The sequence below is a fragment of the Paenibacillus donghaensis genome (assembly GCF_002192415.1).
GTDB lineage: Bacteria > Bacillota > Bacilli > Paenibacillales > Paenibacillaceae > Paenibacillus_AQ > Paenibacillus_AQ donghaensis.
The window spans coordinates 769,032-789,754 of sequence record NZ_CP021780.1 but is presented as its reverse complement, the minus strand read 5'-3'; the positions used below and the strand labels follow the sequence as shown (position 1 = coordinate 789,754).

At 54.4% G+C, this 20,723-nt stretch carries 16 protein-coding genes; 2 read left to right on the top strand and 14 right to left on the bottom strand.

The window, feature by feature from the left end; translation table 11 throughout:
- Positions 1 to 5: 5 nt before the first annotated feature.
- The 11 genes from yqeH to B9T62_RS38650 form a co-directional block, all read right to left on the bottom strand.
- The gene (gene yqeH / locus B9T62_RS03165) at positions 6 to 1,133 is read right to left on the bottom strand and encodes a ribosome biogenesis GTPase YqeH (RefSeq protein WP_087913933.1); all 1,128 of its coding nucleotides are present in this window, start codon (positions 1,131 to 1,133) and stop codon (positions 6 to 8) included.
- On the bottom strand, positions 1,133 to 1,657 hold the full coding sequence (locus B9T62_RS03160) for a YqeG family HAD IIIA-type phosphatase (RefSeq protein WP_087913932.1): 525 nt from the start codon (positions 1,655 to 1,657) through the stop codon (positions 1,133 to 1,135). The genes yqeH and B9T62_RS03160 overlap by 1 nt, the downstream gene beginning before the upstream one ends.
- A gap of 86 nt (positions 1,658 to 1,743) precedes the next feature.
- Positions 1,744 to 3,981, bottom strand: coding sequence for a transglutaminase TgpA family protein (locus B9T62_RS03155; protein ID WP_087913931.1), 2,238 nt, complete (start codon positions 3,979 to 3,981; stop codon positions 1,744 to 1,746).
- Position 3,982: 1 nt separating this feature from the next.
- The gene (locus tag B9T62_RS03150; RefSeq protein WP_087913930.1) at positions 3,983 to 5,230 is read right to left on the bottom strand and encodes a DUF58 domain-containing protein; all 1,248 of its coding nucleotides are present in this window, start codon (positions 5,228 to 5,230) and stop codon (positions 3,983 to 3,985) included.
- A gap of 1 nt (position 5,231) precedes the next feature.
- Positions 5,232 to 6,188 carry an AAA family ATPase gene (locus B9T62_RS03145; RefSeq protein WP_087913929.1) on the bottom strand — a complete coding sequence of 319 codons (957 nt, stop codon included), beginning with the start codon at positions 6,186 to 6,188 and terminating at the stop codon, positions 5,232 to 5,234.
- Between the two features lie 244 nt (positions 6,189 to 6,432).
- Positions 6,433 to 6,933, bottom strand: a complete 501-nt coding sequence (locus B9T62_RS03140) for a hypothetical protein (RefSeq protein WP_087913928.1) — start codon at positions 6,931 to 6,933, stop codon at positions 6,433 to 6,435.
- A 580-nt stretch (positions 6,934 to 7,513) separates the two neighbouring features.
- Positions 7,514 to 12,553 (bottom strand): rhamnogalacturonan lyase family protein, encoded by a 5,040-nt coding sequence (locus tag B9T62_RS41170; protein WP_281257683.1) that lies wholly within the window; start codon positions 12,551 to 12,553, stop codon positions 7,514 to 7,516.
- Between the two features lie 202 nt (positions 12,554 to 12,755).
- Positions 12,756 to 13,106, bottom strand: coding sequence for a stage V sporulation protein AE (gene spoVAE, locus B9T62_RS03130; RefSeq protein ID WP_087913927.1), 351 nt, complete (start codon positions 13,104 to 13,106; stop codon positions 12,756 to 12,758).
- A complete protein-coding gene (gene spoVAD / locus B9T62_RS03125) occupies positions 13,103 to 14,137 on the bottom strand; it encodes a stage V sporulation protein AD (RefSeq protein ID WP_087913926.1) in 1,035 nt (344 codons plus the stop codon). Before spoVAD ends, spoVAE begins: the two co-directional genes overlap by 4 nt.
- Positions 14,134 to 14,586, bottom strand: a complete 453-nt coding sequence (gene spoVAC / locus B9T62_RS03120; protein WP_245864528.1) for a stage V sporulation protein AC — start codon at positions 14,584 to 14,586, stop codon at positions 14,134 to 14,136. The genes spoVAD and spoVAC overlap by 4 nt, the downstream gene beginning before the upstream one ends.
- A 184-nt stretch (positions 14,587 to 14,770) precedes the next feature.
- Positions 14,771 to 14,938, bottom strand: a complete 168-nt coding sequence (locus B9T62_RS38650; RefSeq protein ID WP_157685429.1) for a hypothetical protein — start codon at positions 14,936 to 14,938, stop codon at positions 14,771 to 14,773.
- 146 nt (positions 14,939 to 15,084) lie between these two features.
- Between B9T62_RS38650 and B9T62_RS03115 the strand changes: the two genes are divergently transcribed.
- Both B9T62_RS03115 and B9T62_RS03110 read left to right on the top strand, forming a co-directional pair.
- The gene (locus B9T62_RS03115; protein WP_087913924.1) at positions 15,085 to 16,158 is read left to right on the top strand and encodes a M42 family metallopeptidase; all 1,074 of its coding nucleotides are present in this window, start codon (positions 15,085 to 15,087) and stop codon (positions 16,156 to 16,158) included.
- A gap of 204 nt (positions 16,159 to 16,362) precedes the next feature.
- Positions 16,363 to 16,593: a hypothetical protein gene (locus tag B9T62_RS03110; RefSeq protein ID WP_157685428.1), complete on the top strand. Its 231-nt coding sequence runs from the start codon at positions 16,363 to 16,365 to the stop codon at positions 16,591 to 16,593.
- A 356-nt stretch (positions 16,594 to 16,949) separates the two neighbouring features.
- Here the strand turns inward: B9T62_RS03110 and B9T62_RS03105 are convergent, their stop codons facing one another.
- From B9T62_RS03105 to B9T62_RS03095, 3 genes are read right to left on the bottom strand one after another with little or no spacing between them, the layout of a single operon-like run.
- Positions 16,950 to 18,113 (bottom strand): mannitol-1-phosphate 5-dehydrogenase, encoded by a 1,164-nt coding sequence (locus tag B9T62_RS03105; RefSeq protein WP_087913922.1) that lies wholly within the window; start codon positions 18,111 to 18,113, stop codon positions 16,950 to 16,952.
- Positions 18,114 to 18,115: 2 nt separating this feature from the next.
- Positions 18,116 to 18,547, bottom strand: coding sequence for a PTS mannitol transporter subunit IIA (locus B9T62_RS03100; protein WP_087913921.1), 432 nt, complete (start codon positions 18,545 to 18,547; stop codon positions 18,116 to 18,118).
- Between the two features lie 16 nt (positions 18,548 to 18,563).
- Positions 18,564 to 20,627 (bottom strand): BglG family transcription antiterminator, encoded by a 2,064-nt coding sequence (locus tag B9T62_RS03095; protein ID WP_087913920.1) that lies wholly within the window; start codon positions 20,625 to 20,627, stop codon positions 18,564 to 18,566.
- Positions 20,628 to 20,723 lie beyond the last annotated feature (96 nt).

Genomic DNA, 20,723 nt, shown 5'->3' with positions numbered 1-20,723 from the left:
CCTCGTCAGATCAGCGATGGACGGGTCAATACCTTCACGCCGCGCGGTACATGAACGGCTACCACAGCGCCTTCGCTTCCGTTCACCTTGATCCAGCCCAAGCCGGACATGAACAGATCGGTCTGGCTGTTCTTGGCAATGCGGAACTCATGCCGCTGCCACGTGGGAAGCTTGTCCAACTGTTCGCTGCCCGGAGGCGACAGCATCACTCCGCGGTGATTCTGATACAATTCATCGGCCCGTTCCAGCTTCGTGCGATGAATCTTCAGCGTACCGCTGATGAAGCAGGTGAAGGACTGATGTACGCCCTGCACGAAGTCAAACCGTCCCAGACCGCCGAAGAACAAGGTCTGTCCTTCATTAAGCTGGTACACTGCAGGCTTAAGCGGATTAGATGGCATTACGGCATCCAGATCCTGCCGCTCGACCAGCTCACTGTAACGCCAAGGATAAACGATACCCGGCGTATCAATAATATAATGCCCGTCATCCAGCGGGATTCTAACGGTATCCAGCGTGGTGCCTGGATAACGTGAAGTGGTCAGCTCCTGCTCCAGATCACTATAATCGGAGATCAGCCGGTTGATCAGGGTGGACTTGCCCACATTGGTAGCCCCGACCACATACACATCGCGTTGTCCGCGAAGCTCGGTAACCGCCTCCAGCAGGTGGTCGAAGCCCTGATTGCGTTTGGCGCTGCAGAGCACAATCTCTGCGGTCCGCAGTCCCTGCTCCTTGCAGCGCTGCTGAAACCAGTTGCGCAGCTTGTTCCAATTCGTCACCTTGGGCAGCAGGTCGGTTTTGTTGACGGCAAGAATAACCGGGTTATTGCCGACGAAACGTTGCAGGCCGGAAATCAGGCTGCCTTCAAAGTCAAAAATATCAACAATATGGATTACCAGCGCATTCTTCTCTCCCACACCGCTCAGCAGACGGAGGAACTCGTCCTGGTTCACCGATACCGAAGATGCTTCATTATAATTCTTGATCCGGAAGCACCGCTGGCAAATTATCGGGTCCCGTTCAAAGGACACCTCCGGCAAATAACCGGGCTGGTCCTTATGCATGGTCTGCAGCGTAATGCCGCAGCCGGTGCATTTTACAGGACGTTCTGTTTCATCATGTTCAATCATTAAGATTTATCCTCCTCGTGCCACATTCCTTGCTTGCGCAGCCGTGTCAATGCAATTTGCTCAACCCGGCGGTTAATTCGCGTGCCAAGGCCTTCATCCTTCACCGAAATTGGCAGCACCAGTACCGTGAACAGGCCCAGCCGGTTGCCGCCATAGACGTCGGTCAGCATCTGGTCGCCCACGACAATCGTTTCTTCCGGCTGAAGCCCCATCTGCTTCATCGCCCTGCGGAAGGGAGCATTGCTCGGCTTGCGGGCCTGATGCACAAATTCAATGTTCAGCGGAGTGGCGAAACGGGATACCCGGTCCATATTGTTGTTCGATACAATAATCAGCTTGAAGCCAAGCACCTTTACCTTCTCGAACCACAGCAGCAGCTCAGGCGTTGCCAAGGGTGCCTTGGCTCCAACCAGTGTGTTATCCAAATCTGTGATAATTCCGCGGTATCCCTGGCGATACAGCTCTTCCAGAGCGATATCGAATACCGTATTGACGCGGAGTTTGGGAACCAACATTTCAAACATACGCTCACCTCAATTTCATACCAAAAACTATAACATACTCTTAACGCTTCGCAAATGAATAGACGTCAGCTTTCCGTCTGTTCAGTCTATTTACGTGCCTTCATATGTTGGCGCAGCCGCAAAGCTTCAGTATACACCTTGCGCCAATCTTTGTCTTCAATAACATCCGGGCTGTATTCCGCTTGTTCAAACAAGGCCAGCAAGGCATGAAGCGAGGCAGCTGCCGCCGGTTTCTCCCTGCTCCAGCGTTCCACAGCTTCACGGAGGGTTTCATGCTCTTCCTTCAGCATTCCCCTACGGCGCATATACTTAACCCAACGTTCGGTTTCGGCCACCATTTTCTGGTCCGGCGACAGCGGGCGGCCATAACGCACGCGCCGCAGCAGGAAGCGGAGATTAAACCGCTGCTGCCAGAGCAGGAAGCCCAACCAGGCCAGCAGCACCAGCGAGGCTGCAAGGACAAGCCAGAATCCAAATCCCCCGCCTTCACTCTCTGCTTCAGCGGCGGTTGCAGCCTGCTCAGGCGTAGGTGTTGGTTCCGCTTCTTCCTCTGCCGGATCTTCCTCCGGCGCTGCTTCGTCCGCTGTCAGCAGCGGTACGGAGAAACCAGGTGTTGCTTCGATAGGCACCCAGCCATAGTCACCGAAATAAATCTCGGCCCAGGAATGGGCATCCGCATTGGTGATGGTGTAGCTGTTGTTCAGTCCCTGCTCGCGCAGCTCCAGATTGCCTGGGAGCTCCGCCTGCTCGCCGGGAGCATAACCCTTGACCCAGCGGGCCGGAATATCCAGCGAGCGGGCCATGGTAACCAATGCCGTGGAATAATAGTCACAATATCCTTCCATGATCTCAAACAGGAAGCTCTCCACAAGATCATCGCTGGTCCGGCGGGAGAGATCAGGCTCGTTGGTATAAGGGAAGGTCTGCTGTAAATATTGTTGCAAAAGCATGACCTTCTCATACGGTGTTTCTGCTTCAGCTGTAATCTCTTCGGCCAACACCTTCACCCGATCCGGGAAATTTCCGGGCAGCTGCAGAAACGTTCCATCCGCAGGAGCATTGCCGTACAGCTCTTCAAAGGTTGCCGCACTAAGGGCTTGGACGGGCACTATCGGCACTTCTGAGGTCAGCTCGTATTCTTGGGGATAGCCACCGTTCCGGCCATCGATATCCCACAGCAGCTCGCTGTCCCGCTCTCTCCAGTAGATTCCGTTGTTCTGGTTCTTCCCGTCTACGGATTGCACGCCAGAGATCGCGTATCCGCCAAAGAGCACCGGATAATAATTGGCGCCAAGCAACTTGATTTGGAGCTTGATCGTCTCCGTCTGTCTCTTCGGGGCCGCAGCGGTATTCAGGGGTTCACCGATATCGAAACGCTCCAGCGGGCCGCGCGTAATCCGGTCATCGTCGCTCCAGCCATTGCCGGAGTAGACACTGCGTGTCTCACCTCGCATATAAGTCCGGCTGTCTGAGGTGACGGTCATAACCGGAGTATAATCGAAGTTAAAGCCTCCGCCCAGATTGCTGTCATCCATACTGTAGCCGGAGGTGGTATTGACCGAATTCCCTGTCCCCGCACCGGGAAGGGCAACTCCGGTGGTCCGAGTTCCTGACGATTTGCCGTTGCCGTTCCACTCCTGCCAGGCCGTATAAGGGTCGGTCAGAGTTGGCCGCACATCCGGCATATTCACACCGATCATAATCACAAGCGAGAAAACAATGGCAATATTGACGGCGATCTTCAGAGGATACTTCAGCAGCCGGTTCCAGCCGCGAGGGTAATGAAGCTGGAAGCTGCGCAGATGCTGGCTTACCAGCCAGCCCATGCCTGCGAATACCGTCCAGGCCACCTCCTGCCACAGAATCGAATCCGTGAAGGAATCCAGCGCCGCGAACGCCGCGATATTCATTCCGATAAACAGCAGAATCCGTGCCTTGGTGGATACCCACCAGGAACAGAGCAGCAGCAGCACCCAGGCTGCCGCCGCAAAATAAAGATAGGGCAATAGCTGCGAGCCGGCATTGCCCAGCCGTTCGCTAATGGTTTCAGCCGGATAAGCCAGATATATTCCATAATAATTGGTTGTCCGATAAACGATATACACCAGAGCAGCGGCTTCAATCAGCAGCCGGTAGAGCAGCTTAACCGGCAGCAGCACTTCGACCCCCACCACCACTGCCACCACGAGCAGCACCGAAGAAGAGGTCTGCGCCAGCCAGACGGGCTCCGTATAGGAGAGCCATTGCAGTGCAATAATAGTAAGCCATAACAGTGCTAAGGAACGGTGCCAGGACGATTTGATCTGATTCCACCAACGACTCATATCACTGTTCCCCCCCTAACACTGCGGGAAGCTCTTGAAGTGAGCTGACCCTATAACCAGGGATGCCTTGTGAACGGAGAGTATCCTTCCACTCCGGACTGTGGCTGTGGCCTGCCGATGCATGGCCTACGTGAATATGGCACGGCGTCATCCCCCGCGTGCCGGCCCAGCGCAGCACATCAAGTACCGGCTGGCCTGTCTGCGGGCTGATCAGCACGAAATAAGAGCCCTTCGGGAACATCCGGTGAGCCTGCTCCAGCCTCGCAACCAGCGGGCCGCGTCCCTGCGCATTGATATCAATCAGGTACTGGAGCATCTTCTGCCGCTCCGAGCCGCTCTCGGCCGGGGCAAATATCTTGGTCGTTTCATCCAGGCAGCACAGACCGATACCGATCCGCTCACGGATGCCATAACCAAGCAGAGAGGCAGCAATCGAGACTGCCAGCTCAAACTGGGCTGAAGAGGAATAGGCCGAGGCACTGCCGTCCAGCACCAGCATCGTTTTGGGAATGGACTCATGCTCAAATTCCTTGGATTTCCAGTCTCCCGTCTTGGCAGTGGCATTCCAGTGGATACGTGTCAGCCGGTCTCCGTACACATAGTCACGTACGCCGTTGATCTGGGTTGTCTCCCGTCGCGATTGTACAAACGACACCTGAGGTCCCGCCAGCCGTGATCTCCGTTCATAGAGCTGCCAGCGCGGGATGACGACCGAACGCGGGAGCACCCGGAACCGGCCTTCAGCCTCGAAGCTGCCTTTGTGCTCCGCCAGGCCAAAAATATCCCCGCTGACAATCTCCGTCTGGGCAAAGGAGTAGCTGCCCCGCTCCAGGGATGGAGTCTGAAACCGCAGTTCGCCCACTCCGCGCAGGCTGGGAACCAGGCTCTCCTCAAATATCCAGGTCTCGCCGTTATGGCGTTTCAGAATCTCTCTGACCACAACATAAGGCAGAGGCAGAAAGCCCGGAATGGTGATAGCGAGCCTGACACGGAGATAACCTCCGGCATAGAGCAGATCCGGCTTGTCCTGCTCGAAGTGGAGGCTGCGTGTGCCTTTGGCTCTGCGCACCCCGCCTATTCCGCCTGCCACCAGATAAATGACCAGAACGGAGACCATAATAAACAGCATGAATGAAGTTTTGCCGCCCTGAAATAATACATAGAACAAGGTGATGCCCCAGATGGCAAGCACACCGGCAAGCTTCGCCGGCTGAAGCACCGCTGCCGCCGCAGACAAATAACGTCTCATCTTAATGCCTCATCGTGACAGGCACATGAATGTTCTGCAGCAGCTTCTGCAGCATGGACTCCACACTCACATTGTCCAGACGCGACTCAGGACGCAGCAGAATGCGGTGGGCCAGGGCATACGGAGCCAGGGTCTTCACATCATCGGGCAGCACATAATCCCGTTCCTGGAGGAAGGCATAGGCTTTGCAGGCCATCATGAAGGACAGCGAAGCGCGCGGACTCGCTCCCAGCAGAACCAGCGGATGTTCCCGGGTCTGGCGGACCACATCCAGCAGATAATTGAGCACCGGGTCACTTATATATACATCGCGGATCTCTTCCTGGATCGCAGCGATCTGCTCCATGTTGCTGACCGGCTCCAGCCTGTCCACAGGCTGGCCATCCCGATGGCTGAGCAGCAGGCTCTTCTCGGTATCCAGGTCAGGGTAGCCCAGGGTAAGCCGCAGCATGAACCGGTCCAGCTGTGCTTCGGGCAAGGTATATGTACCCTCGAAGTCAATCGGGTTCTGTGTCGCGCAGAGCATAAACGGATGGGGAAGCGGATAGGTCTCGCCGTCTACGGTCACATTGCGTTCTTCCATGACCTCCAGCAGCGCGGACTGGGTTTTGGTGGTGGCACGGTTGATCTCGTCCGCCAGCAGAATATTGGTCATGACGGGTCCCGGACGGAAATGAAACATCTCATCCCGCGGATGGTATACGGATACCCCGGTAATGTCACTTGGCAGAATATCGGGATTACATTGAATCCGGCGGTAGTCTCCCGACATCGAACGGGAGAGTGCCCGGATGAGCTGGGTTTTGCCTGTACCCGGCACGTCCTCGATCAAGACATGTCCGCCTGCCAGGAGCGCCGTCAGCAGCAGCTGTATTTCGAATGATTTTCCTAATATGCAGGATTCCAGATTGGTGCGGATTGCTTGAACGACATTCATGGACTCTTGACTTACGGGCATATATAGTAAACCTCCTATGGTAAAATAACAATGATACTTATATTTTACATGATTAGAAGGTTCAAAGCACATTTTTGCAGCCCAATCAGGAAATACTGTGTTTGGGATCATTTCATAGAAGGCTGCACAGCAAGAAGAAACGGCTTTCCCGTCCTCTAAAAGAGTCGGCATCCGTTCTTCAATTCCATCTTATCAAAATCACAAAAAGTCGCGATCGGTTATGCTCACAACCTAAATCTCGACTTCATTTCAAATCTTCCGCAAAATACACAAGGTTCTTATCTGGAAAATAGAGAACTACTAATCTATCATTTTCACAATTGAACTCTTGCCATTGATAAACTTCATTAAACGCAGGTGTGTTTTCTTGAGCAACACCCAATTGAGCTGTTATATTTTCAGTAAAAAGTTTGATGTCTCTGTCATTTTCATTTAGGGAGTCCCCAGAATATGCTACAATCGTTTTTCTTCCGCCTGTAGACTCTAATATGGATGAAGTGTATTCTCCTTTCGTTCTAAAAATGGTATAGCTTATCCCGTCCCCGTGAAATCCTCCTTGATTATTGTATTGATCAAGCTCATTAAAATTGGAAGGCAATTTCAACTGCCAATTCATCTCATATTGTCTTTTGTTTGAAAAAGCGTTTTTCCCTTCGTTATATAGATAAACTGGAAAAAGTACGGCAATGATAACGACAATAACTACTACAGCATTCATTACTCTCATTCCCATTCCCATTCTCATTCTCATCCTCCAGAGGGTTTCCTCTTGATCTATATCTCGCAATTTCTCTAAAATGAAATATATTGTCATTTATTATATAATAACCTATTATATCTCATATTGTCCAAATGGTCTTCCAAGATCAGTTACTACTTAAAACCCTGTGAGGATATAGAAGGTTACTGGAATGTTATGTAAGGCAAGTTGTGATGGCCGGGAAGACTGAATAACGAACTGGAGGAATTACACGTGGATCGATGCTACATTAACCCAAACCCACTCCCCCACCCGAACTTCAGGTAACCCACGTCATAGCGGATCGTATAGCTCCTATTTCCTCATTCCTGCAATGGTTTGGAGTCTAGCGGACCGCATAACCCCTATGTCAATAAAATAGGCCCTAACTAGTGGGGTTTTGCCTAAATAGGTGCTCCTGAGTCCGTTAAGCCCGCAAAATGGCCTTTTTACAGCAAATAGGGGCTCCTAGGTCCGTGAGATCTTTATTAGTTGTTGAACCTCATGAAAAGGTAGTTCAAACGAATTTAAGTGCCGGGCTGCTCTCTCGCCCGGCACTTCTTATTGCAGCTGGTATCTCGCAGCCTTATTGTACGGTAACCTTCATAATCTCACTTACCGTAACGCCCTGGGCATTCACAAGCTCTGCCTTATATTCATAGACTCCCGGAGTATGGTCTGTCAGCAGCGTAGTGGCCGCTTGCGCCTCCGGCGTTCTGGCAGTCAGCTCCTGCGTGTCTATCAGTACCCCATTCTCATATAAACGGTAGGTGGTGCCGTTGGTGCCCCACCATTGATTCATTGTGATCCGGTAGCTGCCATCCTGATCCCAGTTATCATGGGACAAGACCGGTTTGGCCGGCGCAGCATCCTTCACAGTTACGCTGTGCGCAGCAGAGAGGGTCTTTCCTCCGGCATTAATAAGCTCTGCTGTATAAATGTAGGTTCCGTTTGCTTTTCCAGTAATAGAGGTTACTGCCACCTGCGCTGCCGGAGAATGGTCGCTCAGCGTCTGCGTGTCAATCAGCCGTCCATTCTCATACAGCTTGTAGGTTGTGCCATTGGTCCCCCACCATAAATTCATCGTAATCTGATAGTCTCCATCCAGCAGCCCCGTACCATGCCCGTTGTTGCTTGACAATACCGGCTGCGCTGGCGCCTCCCCGACTGGCTCCTGCGGCTGTCCTGCCAATACAATGGCCGGTGGTGGTGGCGTCTCCATGTCCGTTCCCAGATAGAACCCCGGATGCGGCGGCTGGTTATAGCCGACATTCTGCCAGGCGACGCCCAGACGATAGATCGGATCATGCATTAAAGTGCGTATCCGGTAATCCGTCTGATCTGTCGTGGTATAGATACGCATCTCCGAGCTGTCGGAGGAGCGCCACATGATCTCCTCGCGCCAATCCCCGAACAGGTCGGCCTGCAGGCTCGGATTCGCCTTGGTGGAGTTGTTGGAAGCTGCTCCTGCAGCCGTCAGCAGATTAACCGTAGTTTCGTTGTCCCAGTCCCATTTGTCCACGCGGTTATTATCCATCAGCTCACGCAGCAGATCACCGTCCCACCATACGCCAAAATTCGTTGAAGACGGAATATTCTTCGTAATCAGTTCACCCTTGACGCTGTACAATCCTGTGATTGGAACATGCTGCTCACTGGCAATGGTGGAAGCCCACACTTCCTCACCGGGGTAATTCGGATCAATATCCGCCGACATGCCGCGGCCTGTGTCCAGGCCGGTATAAATGCCCCAGATCGCTTCGCCCGAAGCAGCATCCCGCATCTCGATGCCATATTTGGATTCCTTATGCTCATGGACATCGAACACCTCCAGCCCCGGTCTGGAAGGATCAAGATCACCGAAGTGGAGCGCATCGCCATGCCCCAGCTTGGTATTGTAGAGCGGTGTCCCGTCGTCATCGATCGCCATCGCCCCAAAGGTAATCTCATCCTTGCCGTCGCTATCCACATCGCCAACGGACAGATTGTGATTGCCCTGGGCTTCGAAATCTTTGCCATAAGCCTCGTCAGTGCTGTCAAAACGCCATCTCTTCACCAGCTTGCCCTCGCGGTAATCGTAAGCGACCAGTACGGTTCTTGTATAATATCCCCGGCTGAACATCGCACTGGGATGCTCACCGTCCAGATAAGCTACTGCTGCCAGGAAACGGTCCACGCGGTTGCCGTAGCCGTCGCCCCAGGCCGCGACATCCCCGCGCGGAGGGTCATAGCTGACAGTGTCCACAGCCCGGCCGGTAAGTCCCTCGAAGACGGTCAGATATTCATCGCCCAGCAGGACATAACCGCCGCTGTTCCGATAGTCGGCCTCAGCATTTCCAATGACTGTGCCTTGGCCGTCCACCGTTCCATCCGCTGTCTTCAGCATCACCTCGGCACGTCCGTCACTGTCCAGATCATAGACCAGGAACGGTGAATAATGGGCACCAGAGCGGATGTTGGGACCCAGGCTGATCCGCCACATTCTAGTTCCATCGAGCTTATAAGCATCCATATAGACAAGGCCTGTATACCCGGCCTGTGAATTGTCCTTGCTGATCGAAGGCGACCAGAGCATGACAATCTCGTATACCCCATCACCGTCAAGATCGCCTACGCTGGCATCACCGGCCACATACGTATACGGCTGGCCGTCCTTGGTGTAGTCATCCGCCGGCTTCTGCAGCGGTACGGAGAGATATTGCTTCTCCCATACGCCGAATTCTGCCGTTGCCGGCTTCTCTAAACCGTTCAGGACGGTGGTGATTGTATACTTGGAATCCTCAGTTCCTGACGGATCGAGATAGTTGGTGCTTGCGGTCAGCGGAGCATCCGTCAGCTTCTCTTTTCCGCGATACACATGAAACCCGATAGACTCGGGATCAAGTCCCAGCATCCGCCAGCTGACCAGATTGCCCTGCTCCGTCTTCACGGCTATAGGAGCACGGTCCAGATATTCCATGTTCCGCTGCAAGGTAGTTACTGCAGGCGTCTTAAGTGCATCGGACAGCCCGGAGATGCCCCCGGCATTCACGGCAGATACCTTGTAGTAATAGGAAACGGTAGTCAGAACAGTTGTATCCGTATAGGAGGCTTCTGCCGTGCGGCCGATCAGGAGATATTCCCCATCCGCCGAGGATGAACGGTACACCTGATACCTTGTGGCTGCGGCATCCTGCTGCCAGGTGAAGGTCAGCTCATTCTTGTCAGTTGACTGCAGGGTTAAGCCGGTTGGCACGGCTGCCTTGGCTACCGAAGCATCCACCATGGATACATTCAGGAGCTGAGAAGCCACCGACTCCAGTCCGGTAGCATCCACCGATGTAATCGTATACATATAATCCATGCCCATATCCGCTGCGGCATCTATATAGGACGGGCTTGCCGTTTCGGCCAGCAGCTCCGCCAGGCCTCCTGTGGTGGCCTGGCGGTATACGCGGTATTTCGCGGCTCCATCCATCAAGTCCCAGGCTAATGTGGCCGTGACCGGATCAGCGCTTAGATCAAGGTCTGTCAGCTTGAGACCAGTCGGCGCCTGCAGCAGCGGAGTAATCTCCACACCATTCAGATGGGCGGTCGTTCCGCTGAACACCAGATTCATCTGGCCGTCTTTGACGGCTACCTGGTTGTATAACTTCTCGGCAATGTTCTCCTTACCTGAGGAAATCAAGCCGTAATCCTTGCCTTCAATCGCCACATTCGTCTTGGTTGAACCGATCCAATCGCCTGTGTAGGTCTTGACGGTGTAATACCCGTTCGGCAGATCAACCTTGAACTCATAACTTCCTCCGAAAAAGATTACGAAATCCCGGCGCAGATCATCGGTGGCACTGCCGCGGTCGCGGTCAGCCATGCCCTCGCTTGAAGTCAGGCCGTACCCCCGTTCCGGCGTGTACAGCACACTACGATTCACTTCGGTATAACCTGCGGCTACCGGCGATCCTGCCGGACCGAAGTCATAGCGGAAGGTGGCTAATTTGGTGGTGACGGCCACCTCATCGGACAGCTCCGATTCGCCCCGCCCGTTCACGGCGCTGACCCGGAAGGTATAGCTCTGGCCTTCCGCCAGTCCGCCAAGTGAAATCGTCGGAACGGTCGAGGTGCTGGCCAAGCGGTAAGCGGATTCATCAGCTGCCGCAAGCTTGCGGTATATGCGGTAAATGTCCGTATTGTCCACCTTGGTCCATTGCAGCACAGCTCCTGCATTGCTGATGCTGCCTGCTACCACTCCTGTCGGCTTCGCCGGAACGGCATCGGGCTGATCCAGCTCGCGGACATAAGCGGCCAGCGGAATATCAAGCTGCTGCACACCGCCCGCAAGCAGGCGGGCCATCTGGATGGCGCCATACTCCTGGAAGTGGGTATTGTCAGCCGATCCGCCGGCAAAAGCTGCATAGATGCCCGGATCAAGATGCAGGAAGACTGCTCGTGTAGCCTCGAAGCCAATCGAGTTGAAATAGGTGTTGCTAAGAGCACTGAGATCAACCAGCTCTACATCCAGTTCAGCTGCGACCTCTTTCATAGCCTGCACATATTCCGGGAAGCTTACATTAAATGTACCCGCTGCGGTGTTGTAATCTCTGCGGCCCATCGGCGTAATCAGCACAGGGGTCGCACCCCGCTGCCTGGTGCCTTCGATGTAAGTCTTCAGATAGATTCGGTAATCGGCGGGAGAGGCATAACGCTCTGGCACGCTGATTGTCGCATCATTATGGCCAAATTGAATGAAGAAATAATCACCGGGACGCAAGTTCCGCAGAATCTCATCCAGACGGCCCTCAGTAATAAAGGTCTTGGAGCTGCGTCCTCCGATGGCATGATTCTTAACCGTTATCTCTGAACTGAAAAATTTCGGCAGCATCTGGCCCCAGCCGGCTTGCGGCTTCCAGTAGGGATCGTACGTCTGCACGGTGGAATCTCCGGCAAGATAAACGGTTGGCTGTCCGCTCTGCTGGCGGTCCGGCAGCTTCGTAATCACAAGCGAATTAATTACAGGCAGTGTGCCGCTAAAAGCAAAGTTCATCTGTCCATCAACCAGCGCAAGGTCGAAGCTCATCTCCAGATATTGTCCCGCAGGCTTAGCGGTCTGCTGGACCTTCTGCATTGATTCCACCTTGATTGCCAGATCCGTAGCGCCTTCACTGTCGCCGGCAATCAGCGCAACGGTATAGTCGCCATTCGGCAGATCCACATTAAAGACCGTATCTCTCGGCACTACAAAATCAGACCGCAAGGCATCCGAACCCGCCCGCTCTCCCCCGGTAACGCGGGAAAGGTCTGCGAATCCATACTTGGCTTCCGCCGAATATGCGGTGTCCGCCTTAACCTGAAGATAGCCATTCTCTACAGCACCTGATCCGAAATCAAAGGCATAAGGTCCTCCTTGCGGCAGAGCCGCAGGCGGGCTGTACACCGCATCTGTCACGGCTGAGGGACTGTTCTCAGAAGACTCTGGTCCCGCTTGTTGCTCAGGACTGGTGGATGCGCTTTCAAATACCTTCAGGGGAGACTCTGCCGATTCGGCATTTACAGAGGGACTTGCAGACATACCCGGCAACAGCGACGATCCGATGAGGACAGAGGATAAGAGCAGTACAAACAGGGGTTTTGCAGCTTTGTTTCTTCTCATAGAGACGTGATCCACCCGCTTTCGTTTATTTTACATAAATATCTATTTAACCCAAACAGATACTATCATTTCAGCTGGAGAATGAACATGTAAAAATCAGTTATTATCATGCACAAAACCGACCTGTTTCCCTTAGAATGAAAACAAAAACAGCGATCCCCCAAAATCGGAGAATCGCTGCTATCCTTATTACTGTATTCCTTCAGCCCTTCGGTCTTACCACCAACGCGGCAAGGAAGGAAAAGACAATGGCTGCCGAGATACCTGCGCTTGTCAAGCTGAAGATACCGGTTACCACCCCAATCCAGCCCTGCTGCTCCAGCTCCGTAAGCGCACCGTGCACGAGTGAATTCCCGAAGCTCGTAATCGGAACCGTTGCTCCTGCACCGGCGAATTTCACCAGTGGATCATAGAGGCCGAACGCATCGGCAATAGCTCCTGCCACCACCAGCGTGCTCATCGTATGGGCAGGCGTCAGCTTACCCACATCAAACATCAGCTGTCCGATCACACAGATGGCCCCGCCAACCAGGAAAGCCCACAAGTAGATCATCTTGTTTCACCTCCAAATTCGAGCGCTACCGCATGAGCGACACAAGGGATGCTCTCCCCTTGCTGATAGGACAGAGGCGAGAGCAGCGCACCTGTAGCCACGACGAGTACCCGCTTCAGTTCCCCTTTTCGCATCCGCTTCAGGATATGCCCGTAGGTGACTGTTGCCGAGCAGCCGCACCCACTTCCACCTGCGATGACATATTTCTGCTTGTCCATATTGTAGATCATGTTCCCGCAGTCCTTGAACACCGTCTCTTCCATAGGAATCCCGCCTTCAGCCAGCAAAGTCTGGGCAATCGGCAGCCCCACAGTAGCCAGATCACCGGTAACGATCAGATCATAATGGCTCGGGGTAAGTCCGGTATCTCGGAAGTGGGCAGTTAGGGTGTCTGCCGCAGCCGGAGCCATCGCTGCCCCCATATTAAAAGGATCGGTGAGACCCAAATCCATAATTTTGCCCAGTGTTGCCGTTAGCATATACGGGTGCTTGCCCGAGCCATCATTCACGCCAACCACAGCGCAGCCGGAGCCCGTTACAGTATATTGTGCGGTCGGCGGCTTCTGCGAGCCATATTCCGTTGGATACCGGAACTGCTTCTCCACCGTACAGTTGTGGCTGGAGGTTCCTGCGAGCACATATTTGCTACCGCCGGAATCAACAATCATCGAGGCAATCGCCAGACTCTCCATTGAGGTAGAGCAGGCGCCGAATACGCCCAGGTATGGCACACCCAGCTTACGGGCGGCGAACGAGCTGCTGATGATCTGGTTCATCAAATCGCCGCCCACAAAAAACTCCAGCTTGTCCTGCTCCAGATCGGCGTTCATCAAAGCCAGCTTGGAGGCTTTCTCGAATAAGGCCCGTTCGGCCTTCTCCCAGGTCTTCTCGCCCATCTCCAGCGAGTCGTAAATGAAATCAAAGTCAGAGGCCAGCGGCCCCTCGCCTTCTTCAGGCCCGACTACGGCGGAAGCGCCCAGAATGACCGGACGTGTCGTAAACTCCCAGCTTTGCTTACCTAGCTGCTTCATAAATGTCCACCTCCCAGTCCCAAGAAGGCATAAACAACGCCTACTATAAAAGCCGCCACCACCCCGAACACAATGACGGAGCCGGCCAGCTTGAACATGTTGGCGCCGACACCGAGCACAAGCCCTTCGGCCCGGTGCTCCAGAGCCGCGGAACACATGCTGTTGGCGAAACCCGTAATAGGGACAGCGGTGCCCGCACCGCACCACTGCGACAGCTTGTCGTATACGCCAAAGCTGGTCAGAATAACAGAAATAATAATTAATACCGCCACAGTCGGGCTTGCAGCTTCCTTGGAAGTCATGTCGAAATACGCCATGAACACCTCCTGGATTCCTTGTCCAATTAAGCAGATCAGTCCCCCCGACAGGAATGCCCGCAGACAATTCTTAAGTACAGGACGATTCGGCACGTAAGGCTTGGACAATTTCTCATAATCTTGCGGAGTCATGGTGTCAAGCCGCAGCTTGACACCGGACTTCCTGGTTTTGGCCGGCAAAAGAAGACACCTCCTGAAATTAGGCGAAGGGATATGGTTCATCTAAAGGAACTTGTTGGCCTTGCCCATGGTTCTGCTTCGCCTAGAAGTTTGTCCTTAGTGTTCGCCATATCCCCCTCCGTTATGTCATGCCGGTTCAGGAAAAATACAGCAGCACCACAATCAGCAGCAGAAACAGGATCAGAATGAGTATTGCTTCCTGTTCAGCCCGTTGCCTGCGGTACCGTCTGCGGATCGCCGCCGCAGGAATAACCTTGGTAAGCTTGGTCGGCCTCCTGTATTGGGGCATGCTACCTACCCTCATCTACTTCGCTTCCTTTCACGGACTCCTGGCAGCGGAGTCTCTCCTACAGCTTATTCCGGCGGCCTCTGCCCGGTTCCGCTCTTCCTGACGTGGACAATCGCGGTCACTTTGTTCATACTATATAGAAGTAAAGGAGCGATATAATCATGAACCAGGAAACCCTTGATTTGTTCAAAACATTAACTGAATTCCCCTCAGCCCCGGGCTATGAGCGCGAACTGCGCGCTTATGTCAAGGAGGCTATGTCACCTTATACGGACGAATTTCTGCAGGATCGTCTGGGCAGCTTGTTTGGTGTGCTGCGCGGTGAAGAGAACGGCCCCAAGATTATGGTCGCCGGACATTTTGACGAGGTAGGCTTTATGGTTACCGGCATCACGGACAAAGGCATGATCCGCTTCCAGACGCTGGGCGGCTGGTTGTCTTCTGCCGTCAGCTCGCAGCGGGTGGAGGTGATCACGCCCCAAGGCAAGCTGAACGGTGTGGTCGGCAGCATGCCGATCCACTTATTGAGCGATGATGAACGTAAGCAAGCCGGCGATATCCGCAAAATGTACATCGACATCGGTGCCGACAGCCGGGAGGAAGCCGAGAGCTTCGGCGTTGCTCCGGGGCAGCAGATCCTGCCGGTCTGCCCGTTCACCCCGCTGGCCAATCCCAAGAAGATTATGGCCAAGGCCTGGGACAACCGTTATGGTGTAGGGCTGGCGATTGAGCTGATGCAGGCGCTGCACGGCAAAAAGCTGCCCAATACCGTCTTCGCCGGAGCAACTGTCCAGGAGGAAGTGGGCCTGCGCGGTGCGCGCACTGCGGCCAACCTGCTGAACCCCGATATTTTCTTCGGACTGGATGCGAGCGCGGCAGCCGACATGACTGGCGACCGTCAGGCGTTCGGCCAGTTGGGCCAGGGGGCGCTGCTGCGTATCTATGACCCGACCATGGTTACCCACCGCGGATTGATTGAATATGTGCAGGATACCGCACAGACCCATAAGATCAAGACGCAATATTTCGTCTCCCAGGGCGGCACGGATGCCGGCCAGGTGCATGTCAGCGGAATCGGTGTTCCGTCCACCGTTATCGGCATCTGCTCCCGTTATATCCACACCGCCTCCTCCATCATTCACAGCGATGATTATGCCGCTGCCAAGGAGCTGCTGATCAAGCTGGTAGAGGGTCTGGACCGTACTACGCTTGAGACGATTATTGAGAATAGCTGATCGATCTGATCGATCCCTCCCAAACCCTCCCTTCCAAGGGAGGGCCCCAAAGGGTTGCACCCTCTGGACTCCCGCAAGTTTGGCGAAGGAGTCTGGCGGCACGGTGATTAGACAGGTGGGTGCGAAGATCGCTTATCCCTGCGGGACCGCTTGAACGCCGCTGGGACTGGCCGCTATCCCTTCCGGAATGCACGGCCGGGGCAAATGTCAAAGGCGGAGCTATTCCTGCGGAATGCGCAAGACCTTAAGGGCAAAGGCGGGCTGTTCCTGCGGAATGCGCAAGACCTTAAGGGCAAGGGCGGGCTGTTCCTACGGAATGCGCAAGACCTTAAGGGCAAAGGCGGGCTGTTCCTGCGGAATGCGCAAGACCTTAAGGGCAAGGGCGAGCTGTTCCTGCGGAATGCCCAAGAGAACAAAAAAGAACCGCAAGGGTAGTATGCCTCTGCGGTTCTTTTTCCAATTGCCTATTTATACTGTTACTACTTAGGTCCTACTGGGGGTGTAGAGTGCTGCACTCAGAGAAATTAGATGCGAAACTGCATCTAATTTCAGTGAAAACTCCTGTTACGGGCAAATAAGTGCGTATCTGCAACTATTTACGCGTAAATCGATTCTCTAGCGCTCCAAATCCAAAATTAGATGCGTTTTCGCACTTATTTGCTCTAAAACGGAAAAAATCGGCTAAATAGATGCAGATTCGCAACTAATTCGGCGGCTGGACGGATGTGGCGTTCCAGAAGCTAAGTCTTTGCTGATTACAGCCTGAGGAGTCCTAAGCAGTAACTTTAATTTTATACTTGGGACGGCTGCTGCTTCAGCTTGGCGTATTCCGCCATCACCGCCTGGTGCACCGGATGCTCCGCTGCGATTCCGCTAACCTTCGTGAGCGCCGCGGCCACGTCGATGTCCCTGATAGAAGCCGCCAGCTCAGCGGCCTCGGGATCATCCGCTGACTCAAACAGCAGCGCTGCGGCCATTGAACGCGCAAGCGCGGTATACCCTAGTCCGGCTTCATAAGCCTGCAGCGCAGGTGACACCAGCCGGTCATTCGGCGACAGCTTACGGATGGGCGAACGGCCGACACGGGACACTTCATCGGTCAGCGCCGGATTGCCGAAACGCTCCAATATGGTGCTGATATATTGTTGATGTGTTGCCTGATCGAACCCGTGCTTGCGCACCAGCATCGCCCCGGTCTCCTCCAATACTTCACGAACCTGTGCAGTCAGCTGCTCATTCTCCATTACCTGCTGAATCGTGTTGCAGCCGTGCAGATACCCAAGATAGGCGGCGGAGCAGTGGCCAGTATTAACCGTGAACAGCTTGCGTTCAATGTACGGCTCCAGATCATCCACATAATGCACACCCTCGACCGGCTGATAGCCGGGCAGCATCCGCGACCCGTCCACAGCCCACTCATAAAAAGGCTCTACCACTACCTTCAGAATATCCTCATGCTGCTGCAGCGGCACAATCCGGTCCACTGCGGCATCCGGGAACGCTACGGTTTCGTCAGCCTGGCTGTGCAAAGCCTGATCAAGCTGGCCATATACCAGTTCTTTTAGCTGGGAGCTGCCGCCAATGGCGTTCTCGCAGGCGATCACATGCAGCGGTGCCGAAGTCACGGCCAGCCGCCGCTTGATGCCTTCCGCCAGCACAGCCGCGATATGCTTCAGCACGGATACCCCGACCGCCGTTGTGACCAGGTCGGCCTCTGCAATCGCTGTGGCCACTTGATCCGCTTCCGTTACACTGCTGAGCGCTGTTACATTGTGGACAACTACGGTCTCCTGGCTTCCGCTTGCCAGTGTCACCGGATATTCTCCGCGCCGCTTCAGCTCGGCCACCACCGCCTCATTCACATCGACGAAACAGACCTCATACCCTGAACGCGACAGCAGCAGTCCGATAAACCCTCTGCCGATATTGCCTGCTCCGAAATGGACGGCTTTCATGCTCACAGCCCTCCTTCGAAGATAGCCATGACCTCGGCTGGAGTCGCCGCATTCATCACCCGCTCAATCGCGTCGTCCTCCGAGAAGATCATCGCCACATTCGTCAGCACCTCCATGTGCCCGTCTCCGGCAGCCGCAATGCCAATGACGACAAAAGCAGGCTCGTCGCCGCCAAAGTCCACCCCATCCGGGAAACGGATGATCGACATGCCGGTGGATTTGATGAAAGGTCTCGCTTCCTTGGTTCCGTGCGGAATGGCCAGTCCGCCGCCCATATAAGTGGAGACTACCTCTTCACGCTCCAGCATCTTGGGCACATATTCATCCGTCACATGTCCGGCATCCACCAGCAATCTTCCAGCCATCTTGATGGCTTCTGTTTTATCTGCGGCTGCTCCATGCATAATCACTTTGTTTTCTGACAATATATTCATAAGGGATCTCTCGCTTTCATATTTTATTCTGAAAAAAACGCAGCAGCTCTGCGGACAGATACGCACGTATCTCCGCTTCCGTCCGTTCCTCCAGCAGCTGAACCAGCTCCGAATTGAGCAGCAGCGCACTGATCTCGCTGAGTACTTCCAGACTTTCTTTGGAGAGCTTGCGCGGCGCCAGCATCAGCAGAATGACCCGGACCTCCGTCTCCCCTTCCAGAACCACTGGCTGGTCCAGTCGGTATAGTGTCAGGGAGGACTTCAGAATATGGCTGCTTCTGCTATGGAACAGCGCCAGCGCTGTATCCGGAATGACCTGGCTCGCCATCCGCTCACGCTCCAGCAGCCGGTCCAGCACGATTCCATGATCCTCCACAACGTCGCCGTCAAGCTTATCCAGCATGCCCGACAAGGTTGCGGCAAGACTCATTCCGCTGTTGTCCAGCGGATGGAAGCGGAAGCGCTTAAGCAGGCCTACCATGACCTCAAGAATGGCCTTATGGCTCTGCAGGCGCTCCAATGCCCCTTCTTCGCGCTGCGGGGATGCAGTCTCCTCAGAGGTGCGGGGAACACGGTTCTTAAGCGTCGTATTCTGGACAAAGCTGAGCAATTGCTCGATTTCTTCCGCGGTCAGCAGCGGACTGATCTTAATGTAACGATCCTTCGGAAGCGGCAGATCGATGGTAGAAATCATCAGATCATATTCTTCCTCTGGCAGGCGGGCTGCTTCATACCAGGAGATGCTGCGCAGAATTTCGATCTGCGGCATTTCCTTGCTGAGCCTTGTGGCCAGCAGCCGTGAGGAGCTGAGTCCGCTGGCGCAGACCAGAATCGCCCGGACACTGCGTCTCAGCTGGTTCAGCCGTTCCATCGACGCTCCAAAATGCATCACCAGGAAACCAATCTCCTCATCCGGTATGCGCGGTGTAAGCTCCAGCTCCTCCACCGAGGAGCGGACCACCTCGAACAGATACTCGAAATCCCTGCGGATGGGTCCAAGCAAGGGATTGCGAATCCGCGTCCCTTCCCGGATGCGTTTGAGCGCAGGATCGATATGCTCCAGCAGCCCTTCACGCAGGGTACGGTCACTCTGAAAAGAAATGCCTGTGCGTCTCATCACGTTATCCGTCAAGCGGTAGACAATTTCCATCAGCTCCATATCGCCGTAGGCGTAGCCCGCGGTGGAGAATGAATCCTGCACCCGGTCAAACAGACCGGCAATATACAACATTTCGTTCCTGGGGAATTCTATGGTGAGCGTGTCTGCCAGCCGCTGGACAAGCTGCTCCGCCCCGGCAATATTGCGGTGGTCGGAGAGCAGCGGATAGCCGTGCTCTTCGGAGCTGCCGATCAGTCTGCCGAGCTCCAGACGCCTGACCGTTACTGAAAGACCCAGCAGCAACTCCATGTAGACAATCTCCGGCAGCTCCGCGATCCAGCTCCAGTCCATATCCCACAGCGTGTTCTCCACATGCATCAGGTTGCCCTGACCTACAGTGGAGAGCAGCATTTTGAATACAGGTCTGCCCTCATTAAGCTGGGCATGACCGACCAGATCGGACTGATCAAGATGCTCGGCGGCCAAGCGGCCAAGCGCGCGGCGTTTGTCAATTTCGCTGCCGTTAATCTCCACCCCATACCCCCGCCTGCGCACCAGCAGAAGGCCGAATTTCTTGACCCAAGGCTCCAGTTCATCCAGGTCATAGCTAATCGTGGCTACAGTAACCTTCAGCGAATGGGCCAGTGCGAACAGCTTGACTGGTTCTTCCGCTTCCAGCAGCAGGCACAGCTCATACACCTTGCGGTCCTCGCCGGAATAGTCTGCCGGCTTCTCATCCCTGAGTGCCATTCGCAGCTTCTCCATACCGGCTTCCGGACCGCTTACCTGAATGCCCTTGCCTGACTTGCGGATCAGATCCAGTCCGTAACCGCGCAGGACAAGCTCAATATCCTCCATCTCCCGGTGGACGGTTCTCACGCTCACACCGGTAGCTGCTGCAATTTCAGCAGCCGTATTCCCTTCGCTTACGCCGATAAGAAGCTCAATCATGCGGCGCTGCCTGGCGGTTATTTTCCTCATAGTGGGGAACCCTCGCCTTAACTGGAGCGAACGCTGGCGCCTGTGGCCAGCGTTCGTCTGCTTTTTTTTGTTGAACCTATTACTCTCTATGTTATG